We start from the raw sequence: 15,283 nt of genomic DNA, 5'->3' as shown, positions 1-15,283 counted from the left end.
GAAAGAAAGGATAACAAGCATGTCTGATGAAGATACACAACGGAGCACTTCGCCTGAACCAACCAATCTCCTCCAGAATAGGCCACAGCGACGATCCCGGCGCGGGCCTGCCGCTCTGCTGCTCCGTCTGGGAGGCGTAATCATTGTCTGTGTGATGGCCATTGTGACCTGGCAGGCTCTTGCACAACACACGTCACCCCCCAGTTCGAGCGCGCCAGGAACAAACGTACCGACGAAAGGCAATGACAATGGCAACGCGGTTCCTCCTGGCTGGAATGATCCAGCGATCTATTGGCAAACCATCAGGACACAGGTTGCCCAGGGCCTGCACCTCAGCGAAGCCCAGATAAGCGCGCAATTGCAGGCAGCAGGTGCTACCAGCACGGCTACGCCGGCTTCTACCAGCAAGAATGCCGCCCCAGATCCGGGGGCGCCCATGGCTAACCTGGCGGCGCAACTGGGCATTTCAACCGACCAGTTGCGCACGCTTGAACTGAATGCACTGCAAACAGCCTGTCACACACTGGTGACCCAGGGGAAATTGACGCAGGCAGACGAGGATCAAAGGATGCAGGTGTTCAGAGGTTGGGATCAGGGTACGTTGAATTGGTACGTGATGCACGCGTTTACTGGCCAGTAGTTCATCAAATTGAGCGAACCAGAATCAAAAGGCTTTGCTCGCACGGCGTCTGTCTCTTGTTCCTTGCCGAAGAACACTTGGAGAGGTAAACCCTGCAAAATCAAGTGAAGTAGCAAGTCAGTGCCCAGTTTTGCAGGGTCTTCCTCTCCAAAGCCATTGAGAGTCTCGATGTTGAAATGTGTCCAGTTACTACCGCAATCCGAGGAGGAATAATCCGCATGGCACGAACATATCCCTGGAAGGTCAGTGATGCATTCTGGGAGGGCGTCAAACCGTTGCTGCCTGCCACACCGTCACATGCAAAAGGGGGACGTCCCAGGATGGATGATCGACGAGCTTTTGAAGCGATCATTTATATCCTGCGCACCGGTATCCAGTGGAATGCGTTGCCCAGAGAGCTGGGCGCGAGTTCGACGGTGCACGATCGCTTTCAGGAATGGGAACAAGCTGGCTTCTTCATGGCGTTGTGGCAAGCAGGATTGTGTATGTATGATGAACTGGAAGGCATCCAGTGGGAATGGCAAGCCGTGGATGGAGCAATGACGAAGGCTCCTTTCGGAAAAGCCGCAACCGGAGCCAATCCCACCGATCGCGGCAAACGAGGAGTTAAACGTAGTTTGCTGACGGACGGCGCAGGAATTCCCCTGGCCATCGTGATCGACGGAGCGAATCGCCATGATGTAAAACTGCTCTGTGCTACCTTGGATGGCATCGTCATCGCACGTCCGGAGCCGGCCGAGGAGCAGCCGCAGCACCTCTGTCTGGATGCGGGCTACGTGGGAGCGCCAGCACGTCAAGAGGTTGAGACCCGCCACTACGTCCCACATATTCGCAGCCGTGGCGAGGAGAAGCAGGAGAAAGTCCTTACCCCTGGTCATCGCGCGCGACGCTGGGTAGTGGAACGTACCCATTCGTGGATCAATCGCTCGCGTCGGCTCCTGGTGCGTTGGGAGAAAAAAGGGGAGAATTACCTCGCCTTCCTTCACCTTGCCTGTGCTCAATTGATCTTTGCCAAAGTAGAGGTTTTCGGATAAGCTCTTAACATGAAAAACGCAAATAACCATGGTCGTTTTCGCATTCTGGTCTCCCTCCACGAATAGAAATTGCGTTGTATGGTCCAGGCATGTATGGACCATACAACGCTGTTTAACACTGCTACTGGATTACGATGTCATCGACGTAGCCACGGTAGCCCCCGCTACTGTTGGGCTGGTCGTAGCCAAGGTTAATACTGGTGATCGTTCTGCCCGTGGCAAGCGATCCCAGGTTGACGGTCACCTGGTTCCATGTATCTAGCGTCAAGTGGTTGCATTGATAGGCGGGATGGCTGCGATTCCCATTCTGGTCGACGCTGCCGGAATCACGAAGGTTCGTTCCGTCACTGAAGATCAGGTCTAGCGCCACGCAGGTACTATTACTGCCACTCACCAGGTTGCTAGTCGCTGTGCTCTGCGGATAGATCCAGTATGTGAGCGTGGTGCCCGAGTTTACAGCGATATTGCGCGAGCTGACATCAAAGAGCTTCATATATGCGTACTCGCTAGAAGCGCCCTGGGTGAAGCCGGAATACATCAGGGCCACATTTCCCGTATGCTGGGTTTCGCCACTGCGTATATCCGTCTCGGGTCCCGTCAGGTTACAGCAGATGCCCGTCACGTTGCTGCTCCCGCCATGGGGATAGCTGCCAGTGTCAACGGTATTTGTCCAGGTCAACTGCGGATCGCCGCTTTCGAAGCCCGTTGAAAATGAGGGCGCGCCCGCCCCCGCACTATAGACTTCTAGCTCGTAAAGCCGGGTCGCGGTATCAGTAGTGCTGGTTGGCTTAGTAACGTTCAGCTTCACATAGCGGGCGGTGCGTGGCGCGATGGTGTTGTACACGCGACTGGCTTGATTGCCACTGACATTGACTACCGTGGTCCAGTTACTGTTATCGGTACTCAACTGGATCGTGTAGGCATTGGTGTTCCATGACGTGACCTCTCCGCCCAGGCCAGCGTTTTTGAGTACAAAAGAGCCGACCGTCTGAGCCGAACCGAGATCGACCACGAGCGAAGAGGGAGTCACGCCCGAACACCATTTACTGTTGCCCTTCAAGGCACCATCGACGGCATTGGCTGCCCCTTCGCTGCTGGCACAGGCAGTCGAACCGGTCGTGGTTTTGTTGAGGGCCAGGTTCGCCCCCAGGGCCGGGGGCACAGGTGGCGGAGTAAAGCCATCGTTAAAGGAGGGCGGAGGCGTCCCACTGGTACCCCAATTCGAGGCGCTATTCCCCATGGTGAAATTAAGGGTTGCGCCATTGGCAATATCGCTGTAGTGCAGCCATGTCTGGTCGCTTGCAACGCCATTCACATTCAAGCTCTGCACATAGGGGGCGCTATCACCAGCGCCAGAGCCATTGATTTGCAGCACTTTACTGCCTGCTAGCTGGATGGTCTCGGAGCTAAAGAGAGGTCCATGCAGGACTAAGGTATCCGCGCCAGGGGTGGCTGGATAGAGGCCCAGGGCAGCCCAGACATACCAGGCCGAGGTCGCGCCCAGGTCATCATTTCCAGGCAGGCCTCCGGCCGAAGAGGTAAAGGCTCCCGTCATCACACTACGAACCGCTGTCTGAGTCCCCGCGGGATAGCCAGCAAAATTGTAGAACCAGGGCGTGGCGAATTCAGGCTCATTGCCAATGTAGTAATAAGGCTGGCTGAGACCCGCATTCACCTGGGTGAAGAGATGATTCAATCGCTGGATCACCGTTGCATTACCGCCCATCAAATTAATCAGGCTCTGCGCGTTGTAGGTCACATTCCAGGTGTATTGGGCCGCATTCCCTTCCGTAAAACCGGAGCCGCTCGCCGGGTCGAGAGGCACCGCCCAGGTACCATTACTATTGCGGGGCGTAATATAGCTGGTGGTTGGATTGAAGACATTCTCCCACCACTGGGCATGGCTTATATAGGTGTTGTAGGCATTAGTATTGCCCAGCGCCTTCGCGAATTGGGCGATGGCAAAATCCGAGGCCGAGTACTCCAGAGAGTCCGAGGCATCGCCAGCTATATAGTGTTGACTGAGATAGGAGCCGAGATTCCCGCGAATCGGACTTCCCTGCGTGGTCGCATTGACATCACTGCCCACCTTGTCCATCAAGGCAAAAGCGCCTGCCGTATCGAAATTACGCACGCCAAAGGCGTATGCGCTCGACACAATAATGGGTCCGGGATCGCCCGTCATGATGAAATCTTCGTTCGTCTCCTGAGACCACTTCGGTAGTTCACCCCCCTGCTGGCCGTCAAGCACCATCGACTTCACGATATCCGTCATCTCGTTGGGAGCGATCATGGAGACCAGCGCGGTCCACGAGCGATAGATGTCCCATCCTGAATAGTTCTGGTAGACCGTCATACCGCTCGCCGTATGCACCGCGCCATCAAAGCCCTGGTACTGACCGTTCACATCACTGGCGACGTTCGGACTCTGAACCGTATGATACAGCGCGGTATAGAACTCAGTCAGGTCAGTTGTTGAGTTCCCACTCACCTGCACACGATTGAGCATGGCATTCCAGGTATTGCTCGCATTGCTCTGGACGCCAGAGAAATCCCAGCCAGCATTCTCGCTGGCAAGATTTTGCTGAGCATTCGCAATGCTCACATAGGAGAGAGCGACCTTCATCTGCACGACAGCGTTTCCGCTTGTATTGAAGGTCAGATAGCCGCCCGTATTGGTACCGCTTGTGCTTGTAGAACCGGCGGAGATGGTTCCTCCCGACCAGGTGCCCACGCCCGTGGGAGTCTGATCAAACTGGATCGCGAAATAGATTTTATAGGTCTTGCTCGATCCACAAAAACCGCCAGCGGTCACACTACCAGTCACGCTGTTGCCGCTGATCTGCACGGAACCACTACGACTGCCCGTAGCACTACGGCTGGTATTGAGCAAAACCGTCGCCTGGCTCGTGCTAGGATAGGTGAAGCGGGCCATGCCGGTACGTGTCGTCGCGGTCAATTCGACCTGGGTATTGTATTTATCCAGCTTGTTTTTGTAGTAGCCAGGGGATGTACTCTCATTGCTTTTGGTATAGGTAGAGCTATAGCCAGTCCAGTTGGTGCCTGGCGATGCGCCAAGAGAGCCGGTAATGGGAAGGATGGGAAGGTCATCATTATTGGAACAGCCAGCGCCATCGAAATGCGTCACGCTAAACTCTTGAATGGTGGTATCGTTATAGGCATAGCCAGAGGGTGAGCCATTGGGAGTATCGGGACTGAACTGAACCATGCCGAAGGGGACGACCGCGCCAGGATAGGTACTGCCACCACTACCACCTGGCACCGGATTAGGGGCATTACTACTCGCGGTACCTATAAAAGGGTTCACATACTGCACGAGATTCTGGGTCGCCAGGGCATGAGCATGAGCAACTGGCGCTTTAAATAGCATCAAACTTTGCGCAACCAGGAGACTCAGAATAATCCCACAGGGGAGAACAAAGCGACGTAACATCAGATCCCTCTTTCCTTGTCACCCGAGACCAGGCTCAGCATGACAAAATTGAAATTCCATTTTCAACTTTTGTCGAACGCTTAGGCTAACATCATGTGGTCTAGTTGTTCTACACTATAAAAAGGCATGGAAAAGAATGAGGAAGTGACTTCTCACCCCGGCACGACTGGCCGGGTAAGGGTGCGTGGTGGCTGCAATGAGCAGGGGAGTTTGCGGGAGGTAAAAGCGGAAGTGTTGAGCATTCTTTGCATATTCGTATCCCTGCATCCTTGCATTGAACGAACAAAATTCACGTTTATACTGTTGAAACCGGTTTCTCACTTAAACTATAGCCAACAATTCTCCTGCTGTCAAGAGGCGCTCCATGATCGGGTGTGATTCACGTTTTTGCGCTTCCACCCCATAGACGCCACGCATGCCCCCGAATGGGGGTTTACGGCGCGTCGATTCATCATCCAGGCTCTCCAATCCCTCCTTAACACATCAATGCTCCCTGGTCAACACACCCTTTTTGCCTCTTTTGCACGAATTTGGGGAGACATTCACGCATCTGGGATAGCCTGGTCACGCCAGAAGATACATCGCCGCGCCATAAATGATTTTGCTGGGAAATGTTGTCCGGACACGTTGCCCAAAGAGAAGAAACCATCACGCGGGATGGCTTCCCAAGCCGGTAGGAACCAGCTTTTGGAGCGGTTCTACGTAATATCTTGCATGGACCTGCATTTTATCCGATTTGTTCCGGGGTACAGCTTTGAGTGCTGGAGAGTTCGTTGTTGAGCGCGAGGGTTTCGGCCAGATCGCGGAGTTGTCCGCGCAGGTGGGCGAATTCGCTGGCCTCCAGGGCGACGCGACAGTTGAACTGGCCTGGCACGGGGAAGGCTTGCTCTTTGAGAGCCTGTCCAGCCTCGGTCAGACTGATCTCGACGGCGCGCTCATCGCGTGCACTGCGCGTGCGATGGATGAGGCCAGCCGCCTCCAAGCGCTTAAGGAGTGGCGAGAGCGTACCAGAATCCAGGTAGAGCGTCTGCCCCAGATCTTTGACCGTACTCTGGCCTACCTCCCAGAGCACCAGCATGACCAGGTACTGGGGAAAGGTCAAACCCAGTTGCTCAAGCAGACCACGATAGGTGCTCATCATGGCGCGTGTCGCGGCATAAAGGGCAAAACAAAGCTGATTATCGAGCTTTAAAGCTTCCTCGGGCGATGTCGATAAAGTCATTAGAACCTCTTGAATAAAGACTGGGAGCAGCGTTGCACCACATTACTACGTTTCATTGCACACAATTAAATTGACAAAAATATACTACCGTGCTATTATCATAGCATACATTTCAATAGTATGCGATTCAATCGTGTGAGCGAAACTAGTCGCTGTGAAGCGGCATTCACGATTGCTTTTTCATGGCTAGCAGGCCGGACCCTCCGGCACAGCTAATAAGCTTAGTTGGTCATGTTCCACACATGACCAGTTTGGAAAGGTGTCCGCAGAGACATGACGGAACAAGATAAGCGTTTTCTTACGACTGATTTCGGTATCCCCGCTCCAGATAATACGAATTCACTGACCGTGGGCTATCCTGGCCCCACGCTGTTGGAAGATTTTCATCTCGTTGAGAAGCTGGCGCACTTCAACCGCGAGCGTATTCCTGAGCGCATTGTCCACGCTAAGGGCGCTGGCGCGCATGGTTATTTCGAGGTCACGCACGACGTTAGCCAGTATACAAAGGCCGCTTTCCTCAATACCGTTGGCAAGCAAACGCCTGCCTTTGTGCGCTTCTCCACAGTTGGTGGTGAGAAGGGCTCAGCGGATAGCGCCCGCGATCCACGCGGCTTCGCCATTAAGTTCTACACGGAAGAGGGCAACTACGATCTCGTTGGTAACAATACGCCCGTCTTCTTCCTGCGCGACGCCATCAAATTCCCTGACTTTATTCACACACAGAAGCGCAATCCACAGACCAACGCCAAGGATCCTGACGCCTTCTGGGACTTTATCTCGCTGACACCGGAGGCGCTGCATCAGGTCACGATCCTCTTCTCCAGCCGTGGCACACCCAAGACCTACCGCCATATGGATGGCTTTGGCTCGCACACCTTCAAGTGGATCAATGCCGAGGGCAAAGCGGTCTGGGTCAAGTACCACTTCAAGACTGAGGCTGGCATCGAGAACTGGACCGACGCCGAGGCCACGCACATGGCGGGCGCCAATCCTGATTTCGCGACCCTGGACCTCTTCGAGCATATCGAGAACGGGAAAGAGGCCGCCTGGACCTGCTCTGTACAGATCATGCCCGTGGAAGAGGCGGCGAAGTACCGCTTCGATCCCTTCGATGTGACCAAGGTCTGGCTGCATAGCGATTATCCCCTGATCCCGATTGGTCGCCTGGTGCTGAACCGCAACCCGGAGAACTACTTCGCCGAGGTCGAGCAGGCCGCCTTCGCGCCGACGAACATCGTTCCCGGCATCGGCTTCTCGCCTGACAAGATGCTCCAGGGCCGCATCTTCGCCTATCCAGATGCCCATCGCTATCGCGTCGGCACCAACTACGCGCACCTGCCCATTAACCGTCCCCAGGTTGAGATCAACAACTATCGCCGCGACGGCGCCATGCGCTTCGATGGCAATGGTGGCGCGACCCCCAACTATCAGCCGAACAGCTTCGATGGTCCTAATGCAGCCCCCGAGTTCTATCGCGGCGACCATCAGGATGCCTTCAGCGGCAACGCTGAGCGCCTCGCCTATGAGCTGAAGGATGATGACTTCGCGCAGCCGGGCGCGCTCTATCGCTTGATGAGCGAGGAAGAGAAGACCCACCTGGTCAATAACCTGGTCGGTCATATGCGCAACGTCAAGAGCAAGGAGATCGTCGAGCGTCAGTTGAAGCATTTCTTCCGCGCCGATCCCGAGTACGGCCAGCGCGTCGCCGCCGGCCTGGGCCTGGAAGTGACCGCCTAGTTTCTCAGCCTAGCCTCCAGCTACGTCCCTGAGATAAGAGCAACCCATATAGAAAAGGGACGCGCGAGAGCTCGCTCTCGCGCGTCCCTTTTCTATATGGGCTACGCCACCTGGTATGACATTATTTGCCAGGTCTTGCCACCATCCTTTGTCTGCAACAGGCTCGTACTGCTATCCAGCCCACTCGTATTGGCGTCAAAATGATCTACATTGCTCACAATGGCCCAGCCTTCATTAGCCAAGATAAAGTTAGAATTTATAACGGCTTTGCCTGGAAGCTGTGGCACGGCTGACGTCCATTGCACTCCGTCATCATTAGTCTTGAGGATAACCGCTTTCTGTAAGATCATCCAATGTTGCGAATCAAGATAGGTAACCTGCGGCTGGTCTGCCAGATCATTAGAGAGCGTACCAACCTGCCAGCTCTGTGCACCATCATGGGTCGTGTAGTAGAAGAGCTTATAGCTCCTACCAACCAGCATGTAGACCGGAATAATACCGTCACGCTCATTAAAGAAAACCGACTCTTCCTGATTGGTTGTAGGCAGAGAAAAAACCTTCAGCTTCGGCAGTGGCAGTTCCTCTTCGTGCCAGCTCTTGCCGCCATCGTGGCTAATCTCAATGCCCAGAGGCGTCTTGCCGCTCTGGATGCCCAGTATGCTATTTACAAAATAGATATGCGTACCCGCCACGCGGTTCTGCGCATCTGGCTTATCCTCCACCAGCAGGTTCCAGTTTCTCCCGCCATCGGTACTGTGCAAAATACGATTAGACTCTGGATGAATGTCCTCCTGGCCACCTCCTGTGTGGATATAGGTCTGGCCAACCGAGATCCAGGCACTCTGGGCATCCAGGGCCATAAGCGAATTAATGTTAATATAGTGGCGCGTCTCTCCCTGTGCGACCAGGTGCTTTACAGCCTCTCCAACCGCTCCTGCTCCCGATTTGGCATCGGAGTAGGTACTGACCGTGCCGGGAATTTTCCCACTCTGCCAGGTCGCGCCACCATCGGTGGTGCGATAGCTGCGAGCGAGCTGTGACTCATTCGACTTCCCATACTGCACATAGATTGTATTCCCCGGCACAATAAACCAGGCGACATGGCTATTCACAAAATACGGAATTACTCCTATCGCCCCTATAGATGAATCCCATGGCGTCGCACTATGCCAGTGTCTCCCACCATCACTTGTATGGAGCAAGGCCCGATAGGTCAACGCCCAACCTCCGCCATCGGGAAACATGCGTATATTATTCCAGATCCCCGTCTTAGAACCACCACTATTATCAGGTAAGATACTCCCCATAGGGCTTCCATTCACCCCACACCCCGCCATTAAAATAAGACAAGCCAATAAGCCTAAACAAATACCTGCATTCAATTTATTATTTTGCATACAACAACCTTTAAGTTTCTTTTGCTATTACTCCATAACATATTATCGCTCCAGCACGCAAAATGTGACATGCCCCAAAAATAGGGAAAGTCCAAGCTAGCTTGGACCCTACAACACTATTGGTCAGTCCGTTTAGCTTTATAGGAAGGGAGTATGCTGGTGCGGGTTCCAACAAACTCTCGTGTAGGAAGTAGGAAACCTGTTCCGTTTTATCCTTCTCCGGTATCTGACGCAACGTTCGTGTCCTTTTTCAACTTCGCCAGACACGTTTGATTGCGTCCGAGACGCTTGGCCTCGTACATGGCCTGATCGGCTGCGTTGATCAGGCCATCGCGCGAAGCCGCCGTCTGAGGATAGGTCGCAATCCCCAGCGAACAGGTCACACGCAGATTTTTCTCAGAGGCAACCACCTGCTGTAAAACCTGCATCCGAATCATCTCAGCCACCTCGTACGCCGAACACAGATCTTGCCCTGGCAAAACCGCTAGGAATTCCTCACCTCCCCACCGTCCCAAACAATCTTCCGAGCGCAAGATTGAGGCTACTCGCCTGGCCACCTGGCACAGCACCAGATCTCCCGTTGAGTGCCCATACTGGTCGTTGATAGCTTTAAAGTGGTCGATATCCATGAACAGGACGGAGCACGGCGCCTGCTGGGCCTTGGCACGCGCCACTTCCTCATCAAGTCTGGTCACTAACGTCCGATGATTGGACACACCGGTCAGGGGATCAGAAGCCGCCAACGTATCTAACTGCGCATTCTTCTCTTGGAGATCTCGCTTCAAGTTATTCAATTCGTGCGTCGCTAGCACCTGACGCAGGATCAGCACAATCAGAATACTGGTACCCCCAAACTCAGTGACCTGTAACCTCGCGGGGGTGTACGCATTGGCAGGCTGGATCGCGAGAGACACCAGCAGCAGCGCAAAGATCAGCACCAGGAGAGACACCAGCCAGGTTTTCCGCCGGCCAAAGACCTCCGTTTCCTCTAACAACACCGCAGGACCACGTTCCAAAGGCGCATCCTGGCTCAGCACACGCCGCATCGTTTGGGCTGCCGCAGCGATCAGGGTGAGACTTCCAAGCAGGCCAGGGTTTGGTCCGATCGTGAGGCTCGCCTCTGCTGATTGCAGATAGTGATAGACCACCACCTTACCAACCAAGAAAATGACCATTGCCAGCGTGAGCAGAGCGATGACCTGTCGGATACCCACATGGACCGTTTGGAAGGCGACGAACAGCAAGCAAAAGAGCGACACCAGGTTGGCGATGACGAAGAGAATCCCCAAGGTCTTTTCCAGGAGTGTTAGCCTGGGCTCGAAAAGCATGGGAACCATGATCACATAGCAATAGAGGGTCACTACCGTCGCCAGGATGATCAAGCTATCAAGCAAGATACGCAAGCGCGAGAGCCGGGAGAGGTTTTGCGAGGGCAAAAGCAGAACCGCCGCAATGAAGAACGGATACACTCCAAGTTCAAGCACATGATACAGGAAAGAGTAGGTCGGTGCCCGCTGGGTCCACATGGTCTCGGACACCCAGCCAAGGAGTGCAAGAGCAGCCCACAACGTAGTCATGCCCAACAGAACCGGGATGAAATGCCATCCGGTCCGCGTGCCAGCGCCAGGGGGACCGGACATGCTCAGCAGCCCCCATGAGCCGCGAAAACACATGAGCGCCAGGAACAGCGCGTACAAGACGCTTAAGGCGTCAAGGAGTGGGGCACCAAACGTCAGTCTGAACGGTCTGAGAAAAGAGAAAGCCCCCAGGACAAGGCTTCCCAGGAGGAGCCCACCAAACAAACGCCAGGAGATGTATGGAGTAGGAACAGGTGTCTCACTTCCTACATGAGAGTTTGTTGGAACCCGCATCAACATATTCCCCCTAAAAGCTAAACGGACTGACCACTAGAAGCAATAACTCTTATGTCTTATTCACGTTTGATATCGAGCCAAAGGCAACGTACTATATCTGTAGTATAAGGAGGAATGCATACTATATTGAAAAACCTTAAGCCCTGTCCTGAATGTGGCGGAAGGCGTGTGCCAACAACAGCTGAAATAGCCGGGGATGACCAATGGCTTAACCCACCCTACATTCGCATTAAGCAACCCGAGCGCAGGAGTAACTGGTTCAAGGGCAGACTCAGAACGTCTGAGGTAAGCACTATCACCTGCCTCGACTGCGGCTACACAGCCGTCTTTGCCACAAACCCAGAAAATCTCACACCTGACGAGTAATACCAATATGGGGTAAATATATGCATAATAAAAATTCGTGTTCCTACCACTTCCGTGTGGTAGATGTCTTTGCTGATCACATCTTTGGCGGCAACCAGCTAGCCGTGTTTCTGGATGGCACAGGTCTTACCGAGCAAGAGATGCTTGCCATTACGCGTGAGATGAACTTTTCTGAGACAACCTTTCTCTTCCCGCCATCTCAGCCTGACTCGCATGCCCGGGTCAGAATATTTACGCCCACTGGCGAGATTCCCTTTGCTGGTCATCCCACGCTCGGCACTGCTTTTGTACTCGCTACCAATAATCTTCTTCCAGCGAACACACAGCATATCGTACTGGAAGAGGGCGTTGGACCTATTACCGTCCGCCTCTCGGGCGAGCCGTCTGCCCCCGAATTTCTCTGGACCACGCTCCCTCCCCTGACCTTTCAAGCCCCCTTTGAGAACCGCGAGGCTATCGCGGAGGCCCTGGGTCTACGCGCCACAGATCTCCTGGCAGAGGCTCCCATCCAACTCATCTCGACCGGGAACGCCTTCGTCTACGTTCCCCTGCGCAGCCGTTCCCTGGTGGAACAGGTCGAGGTCAATATGGCGCAGCTACGTACAAGCTTCGCGGGCGTCTCCTCGCCCAAGTTATACATCTTCGCCCTTGAGCCACAGGCCGACGAGCAGGGGCGTTTCCATGCCTTCGCGCGTATGCTCAAGCCCTATCAAAACAGCATCGTCGAAGACTCCGCCACCGGGAGCGCGGCGGGTCCCCTCGGCGCCTACCTCGCCCAGCATGGCTTAATCCCCTGCCAGAATGTGGCAGCGCTGGTAGTTGAACAGGGAACGCAGATGGGCCGCCAGAGCTTCCTGCACGTCCATGTCCAGCGCCAGGACGACTCTCTATCCGTGGACTTTGGCGGCAGTGCCGTCCCAGTCTACGAAGGCATTCTGCGCCTGTCACGCTAACATGTTTACATGTATCAGAGCAACAACGCTTGCAAATCGGCAATCGCCTGCTTGCGTGTCTCGAAGACAACGCCGTGCATGCCACAAGCTTGCGCGGCCGCAACATGCGGGGGGTAATCGTCGATAAATACGATGGATGCATAGGGCAGTTGAAGCCGCTCAGCCGCCAGGGCATACAGCCGTGGATCAGGCTTCACCAGCCCCTCCTCGCAGGAGAGAATCATCATATCGGCGACCTTCGCAAGGCCAAAGGTGTTGCCAAAGCTGTGGCGGGCGTCGGGCCACGCATTACTCAGGAGCGCGATCTTCCTGGTCTGGCGTACCTGCTGTAGAAACTGCACAAATGCCTCATCGACATAATCGCCTGCAACAAAATCGTTGCTGAAGGCGCTCAGTTCCGCATCTGTCAGTCCATAGGTCTGCTGAATCTCACGCCAGACATCCTCGACGCTCGCCTGCCCCACCATGGCCCGCTGGCTCGCCTCACACAACCAGATGGCGAGCGGCAAACCTAACGACGAACCCTCAAATCTTGGCTCCCACCGCTGCAAATCTGGCGACCGCCGCTTATGGATGAGCACACCACCAACATCACATAGAATGGCGCGGATACTATTCGGCGTACCTGCCGATGCATCAAAGCTTATAATTTCACCATCTTGAGAATGCATATTTCTAGCTTCCTCTGTGTCACTATCGCATTCATACTTGAAAGAAGACTTATTTCTTCAGTCAAGTATACCTGGTTGCTCTGAGCATCAGCAGGGAGTCACGCTATTCTAAAAAACCTGCGCATCTGATTTGCACCAGGCTTTTTTAGAATAGCGTGACTCCCTGATCGTTTATCCGCTTGCGAACAGGACCGGGACTCCCCTTACCCCCACACCGCTCAAGCCTCTGTTTACCACCGGTCCCAGTGCAAAACGTTTTCCAATGGTTTGCGAACAGCGGGCTTGAATGTGGTTCCCAGCGTATAAGCAACAGGGATGAGCCCTACTTGCATCACTTGATCATAGGGGATGCTCAGCACATCCGCTGCCTCCCGCTCAAAGTCGAGATGAAGAGTGGTTAGGACTGTGCCCAGACCACGTGAGCGTGCGGCGAGCATGAAACTCCAGGTCGCAGGCCAGATCCCACCCCAGTGACCGGCCTGCGAAGCTCCAGAGAGATTCTCGGCGCGGCCCTCGATGCAGGGGATGACGTGGATAGGAACCTCGTGCAGGTGTTCGGTCAAATACCGCGTGGGGGCAAACATTCGGGTCAGGTCTGCCACCTCCTCCTCAGAGGCTGCGGCGGCTATCATGTGTTTCAACATATCCTCCTGTCCCCCTGGAGCCTGTGTGCTTTTGCGGTAGATTGCAGCTAATGCTGCTCGTTGAGCGGAGTCAGTGACGACAAGAAAATGCCAGTTCTGCATACTGCCAGGGGTCGGAGCCTGCACAGCAAGAGATAGGCATTCCCGAATGACCTCCGGTTCTACTGGGCGTGTGAAGTCCAGGCGCTTGCGTACTGCACGGGTTGTGGTAAGTAATTCATCAATGGAAAGATCGAGGATGGGCATACTGTTCTTCCTTTCTCCTGTTTATCATCTGTTCGGTATCGTCGATTGCCAGGAGTATACTTGCTTTGCTACAATGAACGCAAATCATATTAACCATAAGCTTATGAAAGATAACCATATGAACTTCTCACAACTTCAGTGTTTTGTCGCTCTCGTCGAAACCGGAAGCTTTACCGAAGCCGCCTATACGCTTGATCTGACACAATCGACGGTGAGTCATGCCCTGGCTGCTCTCGAAAGCGAATTAGGCGTCACCCTCCTTGAGCGCAACCGCAAAGGCGTGGTGGCGCTCACCACCATCGGGCACTCGATCATTCCCCACGTGCGTGCGCTCCTGGTACAAGCTGAGGCCATCGAACAAGAGGCAAAGGCTGCCCATGGCCAGACCTCAGGAAAACTTCGGCTGGGCACGGTTCTCTCCCTCTGCCCTGATGTGCTTGCCAGTGTGCTGACGCGTTTTCGAACCTCGTATCCTGACATGGAGGTGGTGCTCTTTGAAGGCACGATGCAAGAAGTGAGTGAGTGGATTGAGAGCAGCATCATTGATGTCGGGTTCGTGTTCCACTCAGCATGTAGGATTGAGAGTACGCTGATTACGACAGACGAATTGTGTGTGCTTGTTCCGCCTGGGCACGGTTTCCATGCGAAGACCGCCGTGACTCCTAGAGAATTGCGTGAAGAAGGGCTGATCATGGCAAAAGCTGGCTGTGCATCTCAACTCATGGAGATGGCTGGCTTTGAGCCGAGCAGAGCTAGACCACAGGTTCGCTATCAAGCTAGTGATAGTGCAACCATCCTTGCGATGGTCCGTGAGGGACTTGGGATCACGCTCATGCCACGCATGATGCTCCCGAAAAAACTTGAGGGAGTGATCGCTCTTCCGCTTGATCCACCACAACCATTGCCAATTGGGCTTGCTGTCAGATCGCAGGCAATGGCATCCCCAGGCGCAAAGTTGTTTGTGCAAACAGCGTTGACCTGGGCGCAAGAGCAGGCGTCGCTACTTCCTCGCGCTCGTTGAGTTCGCCTTCCAACAGTTCCGCAA

Annotated in this window: 12 protein-coding genes; 6 read left to right on the top strand and 6 right to left on the bottom strand. The window is 54.4% G+C overall.

Annotated elements, in window-relative coordinates; genetic code table 11:
- The first annotated feature begins 19 nt into the window (after positions 1-19).
- Both KRAC_RS34895 and KRAC_RS34890 read left to right on the top strand, forming a co-directional pair.
- Complete coding sequence (locus tag KRAC_RS34895) at positions 20-640, top strand: hypothetical protein (protein ID WP_007915554.1); 621 nt, start codon at positions 20-22, stop codon at positions 638-640.
- Positions 641-858: 218 nt separating this feature from the next.
- The gene (locus KRAC_RS34890; RefSeq protein WP_007915552.1) at positions 859-1,674 is read left to right on the top strand and encodes an IS5 family transposase; all 816 of its coding nucleotides are present in this window, start codon (positions 859-861) and stop codon (positions 1,672-1,674) included.
- Between the two features lie 121 nt (positions 1,675-1,795).
- Here the strand turns inward: KRAC_RS34890 and KRAC_RS34885 are convergent, their stop codons facing one another.
- Positions 1,796-5,128, bottom strand: coding sequence for a GH92 family glycosyl hydrolase (locus tag KRAC_RS34885; RefSeq protein WP_007915549.1), 3,333 nt, complete (start codon positions 5,126-5,128; stop codon positions 1,796-1,798).
- A 727-nt stretch (positions 5,129-5,855) separates the two neighbouring features.
- Positions 5,856-6,350 (bottom strand): MarR family winged helix-turn-helix transcriptional regulator, encoded by a 495-nt coding sequence (locus KRAC_RS34880; protein ID WP_007915548.1) that lies wholly within the window; start codon positions 6,348-6,350, stop codon positions 5,856-5,858.
- A gap of 273 nt (positions 6,351-6,623) precedes the next feature.
- On the opposite strand from KRAC_RS34880, the gene KRAC_RS34875 reads away from it, so the two are divergent.
- Positions 6,624-8,087: a catalase gene (locus KRAC_RS34875; protein ID WP_007915547.1), complete on the top strand. Its 1,464-nt coding sequence runs from the start codon at positions 6,624-6,626 to the stop codon at positions 8,085-8,087.
- Between the two features lie 101 nt (positions 8,088-8,188).
- On the opposite strand, the gene KRAC_RS34870 is transcribed toward KRAC_RS34875, so the two are convergent.
- Both KRAC_RS34870 and KRAC_RS63125 read right to left on the bottom strand, forming a co-directional pair.
- Complete coding sequence (locus tag KRAC_RS34870; protein WP_040445553.1) at positions 8,189-9,394, bottom strand: exo-alpha-sialidase; 1,206 nt, start codon at positions 9,392-9,394, stop codon at positions 8,189-8,191.
- 299 nt (positions 9,395-9,693) lie between these two features.
- On the bottom strand, positions 9,694-11,355 hold the full coding sequence (locus KRAC_RS63125; RefSeq protein WP_007915545.1) for a GGDEF domain-containing protein: 1,662 nt from the start codon (positions 11,353-11,355) through the stop codon (positions 9,694-9,696).
- 171 nt (positions 11,356-11,526) lie between these two features.
- Here KRAC_RS63125 and KRAC_RS72005 point away from each other — a divergent pair, with 171 nt between their 5' ends.
- Both KRAC_RS72005 and KRAC_RS34860 read left to right on the top strand, forming a co-directional pair.
- Positions 11,527-11,724 (top strand): hypothetical protein, encoded by a 198-nt coding sequence (locus KRAC_RS72005; protein WP_157507459.1) that lies wholly within the window; start codon positions 11,527-11,529, stop codon positions 11,722-11,724.
- A gap of 20 nt (positions 11,725-11,744) precedes the next feature.
- Complete coding sequence (locus KRAC_RS34860; RefSeq protein WP_007915544.1) at positions 11,745-12,677, top strand: PhzF family phenazine biosynthesis protein; 933 nt, start codon at positions 11,745-11,747, stop codon at positions 12,675-12,677.
- Positions 12,678-12,691: 14 nt separating this feature from the next.
- On the opposite strand, the gene KRAC_RS34855 is transcribed toward KRAC_RS34860, so the two are convergent.
- Both KRAC_RS34855 and KRAC_RS34850 read right to left on the bottom strand, forming a co-directional pair.
- Positions 12,692-13,348, bottom strand: coding sequence for an HAD family hydrolase (locus KRAC_RS34855; protein ID WP_007915543.1), 657 nt, complete (start codon positions 13,346-13,348; stop codon positions 12,692-12,694).
- 230 nt (positions 13,349-13,578) lie between these two features.
- On the bottom strand, positions 13,579-14,238 hold the full coding sequence (locus KRAC_RS34850; RefSeq protein ID WP_007915541.1) for a nitroreductase family protein: 660 nt from the start codon (positions 14,236-14,238) through the stop codon (positions 13,579-13,581).
- A 118-nt stretch (positions 14,239-14,356) separates the two neighbouring features.
- Between KRAC_RS34850 and KRAC_RS34845 the strand changes: the two genes are divergently transcribed.
- Positions 14,357-15,259 (top strand): LysR family transcriptional regulator, encoded by a 903-nt coding sequence (locus tag KRAC_RS34845; RefSeq protein WP_157507457.1) that lies wholly within the window; start codon positions 14,357-14,359, stop codon positions 15,257-15,259.
- Positions 15,260-15,283 lie beyond the last annotated feature (24 nt).

Source organism: Ktedonobacter racemifer DSM 44963, assembly GCF_000178855.1.
GTDB lineage: Bacteria > Chloroflexota > Ktedonobacteria > Ktedonobacterales > Ktedonobacteraceae > Ktedonobacter > Ktedonobacter racemifer.
Note: the sequence above shows the minus strand (reverse complement) of the source record. Positions and strands in the feature narration are given on the sequence as shown.

What these genes read in the sequence shown, in the direction of transcription:
- KRAC_RS34895 (WP_007915554.1), top strand. Translation starts at nt 20, where the DNA reads ATGTCTGATGAAGATACACAACGGAGCACTTCGCCTGAACCAACCAAT.
- KRAC_RS34890 (WP_007915552.1), top strand. Translation starts at nt 859, where the DNA reads ATGGCACGAACATATCCCTGGAAGGTCAGTGATGCATTCTGGGAGGGC.
- KRAC_RS34885 (WP_007915549.1), bottom strand. Translation starts at nt 5,128, where the DNA reads ATGTTACGTCGCTTTGTTCTCCCCTGTGGGATTATTCTGAGTCTCCTG.
- KRAC_RS34880 (WP_007915548.1), bottom strand. Translation starts at nt 6,350, where the DNA reads ATGACTTTATCGACATCGCCCGAGGAAGCTTTAAAGCTCGATAATCAG.
- KRAC_RS34875 (WP_007915547.1), top strand. Translation starts at nt 6,624, where the DNA reads ATGACGGAACAAGATAAGCGTTTTCTTACGACTGATTTCGGTATCCCC.
- KRAC_RS34870 (WP_040445553.1), bottom strand. Translation starts at nt 9,394, where the DNA reads ATGGGGAGTATCTTACCTGATAATAGTGGTGGTTCTAAGACGGGGATC.
- KRAC_RS63125 (WP_007915545.1), bottom strand. Translation starts at nt 11,355, where the DNA reads ATGCGGGTTCCAACAAACTCTCATGTAGGAAGTGAGACACCTGTTCCT.
- KRAC_RS34860 (WP_007915544.1), top strand. Translation starts at nt 11,745, where the DNA reads ATGCATAATAAAAATTCGTGTTCCTACCACTTCCGTGTGGTAGATGTC.
- KRAC_RS34855 (WP_007915543.1), bottom strand. Translation starts at nt 13,348, where the DNA reads ATGCATTCTCAAGATGGTGAAATTATAAGCTTTGATGCATCGGCAGGT.
- KRAC_RS34850 (WP_007915541.1), bottom strand. Translation starts at nt 14,238, where the DNA reads ATGCCCATCCTCGATCTTTCCATTGATGAATTACTTACCACAACCCGT.
- KRAC_RS34845 (WP_157507457.1), top strand. Translation starts at nt 14,357, where the DNA reads ATGAACTTCTCACAACTTCAGTGTTTTGTCGCTCTCGTCGAAACCGGA.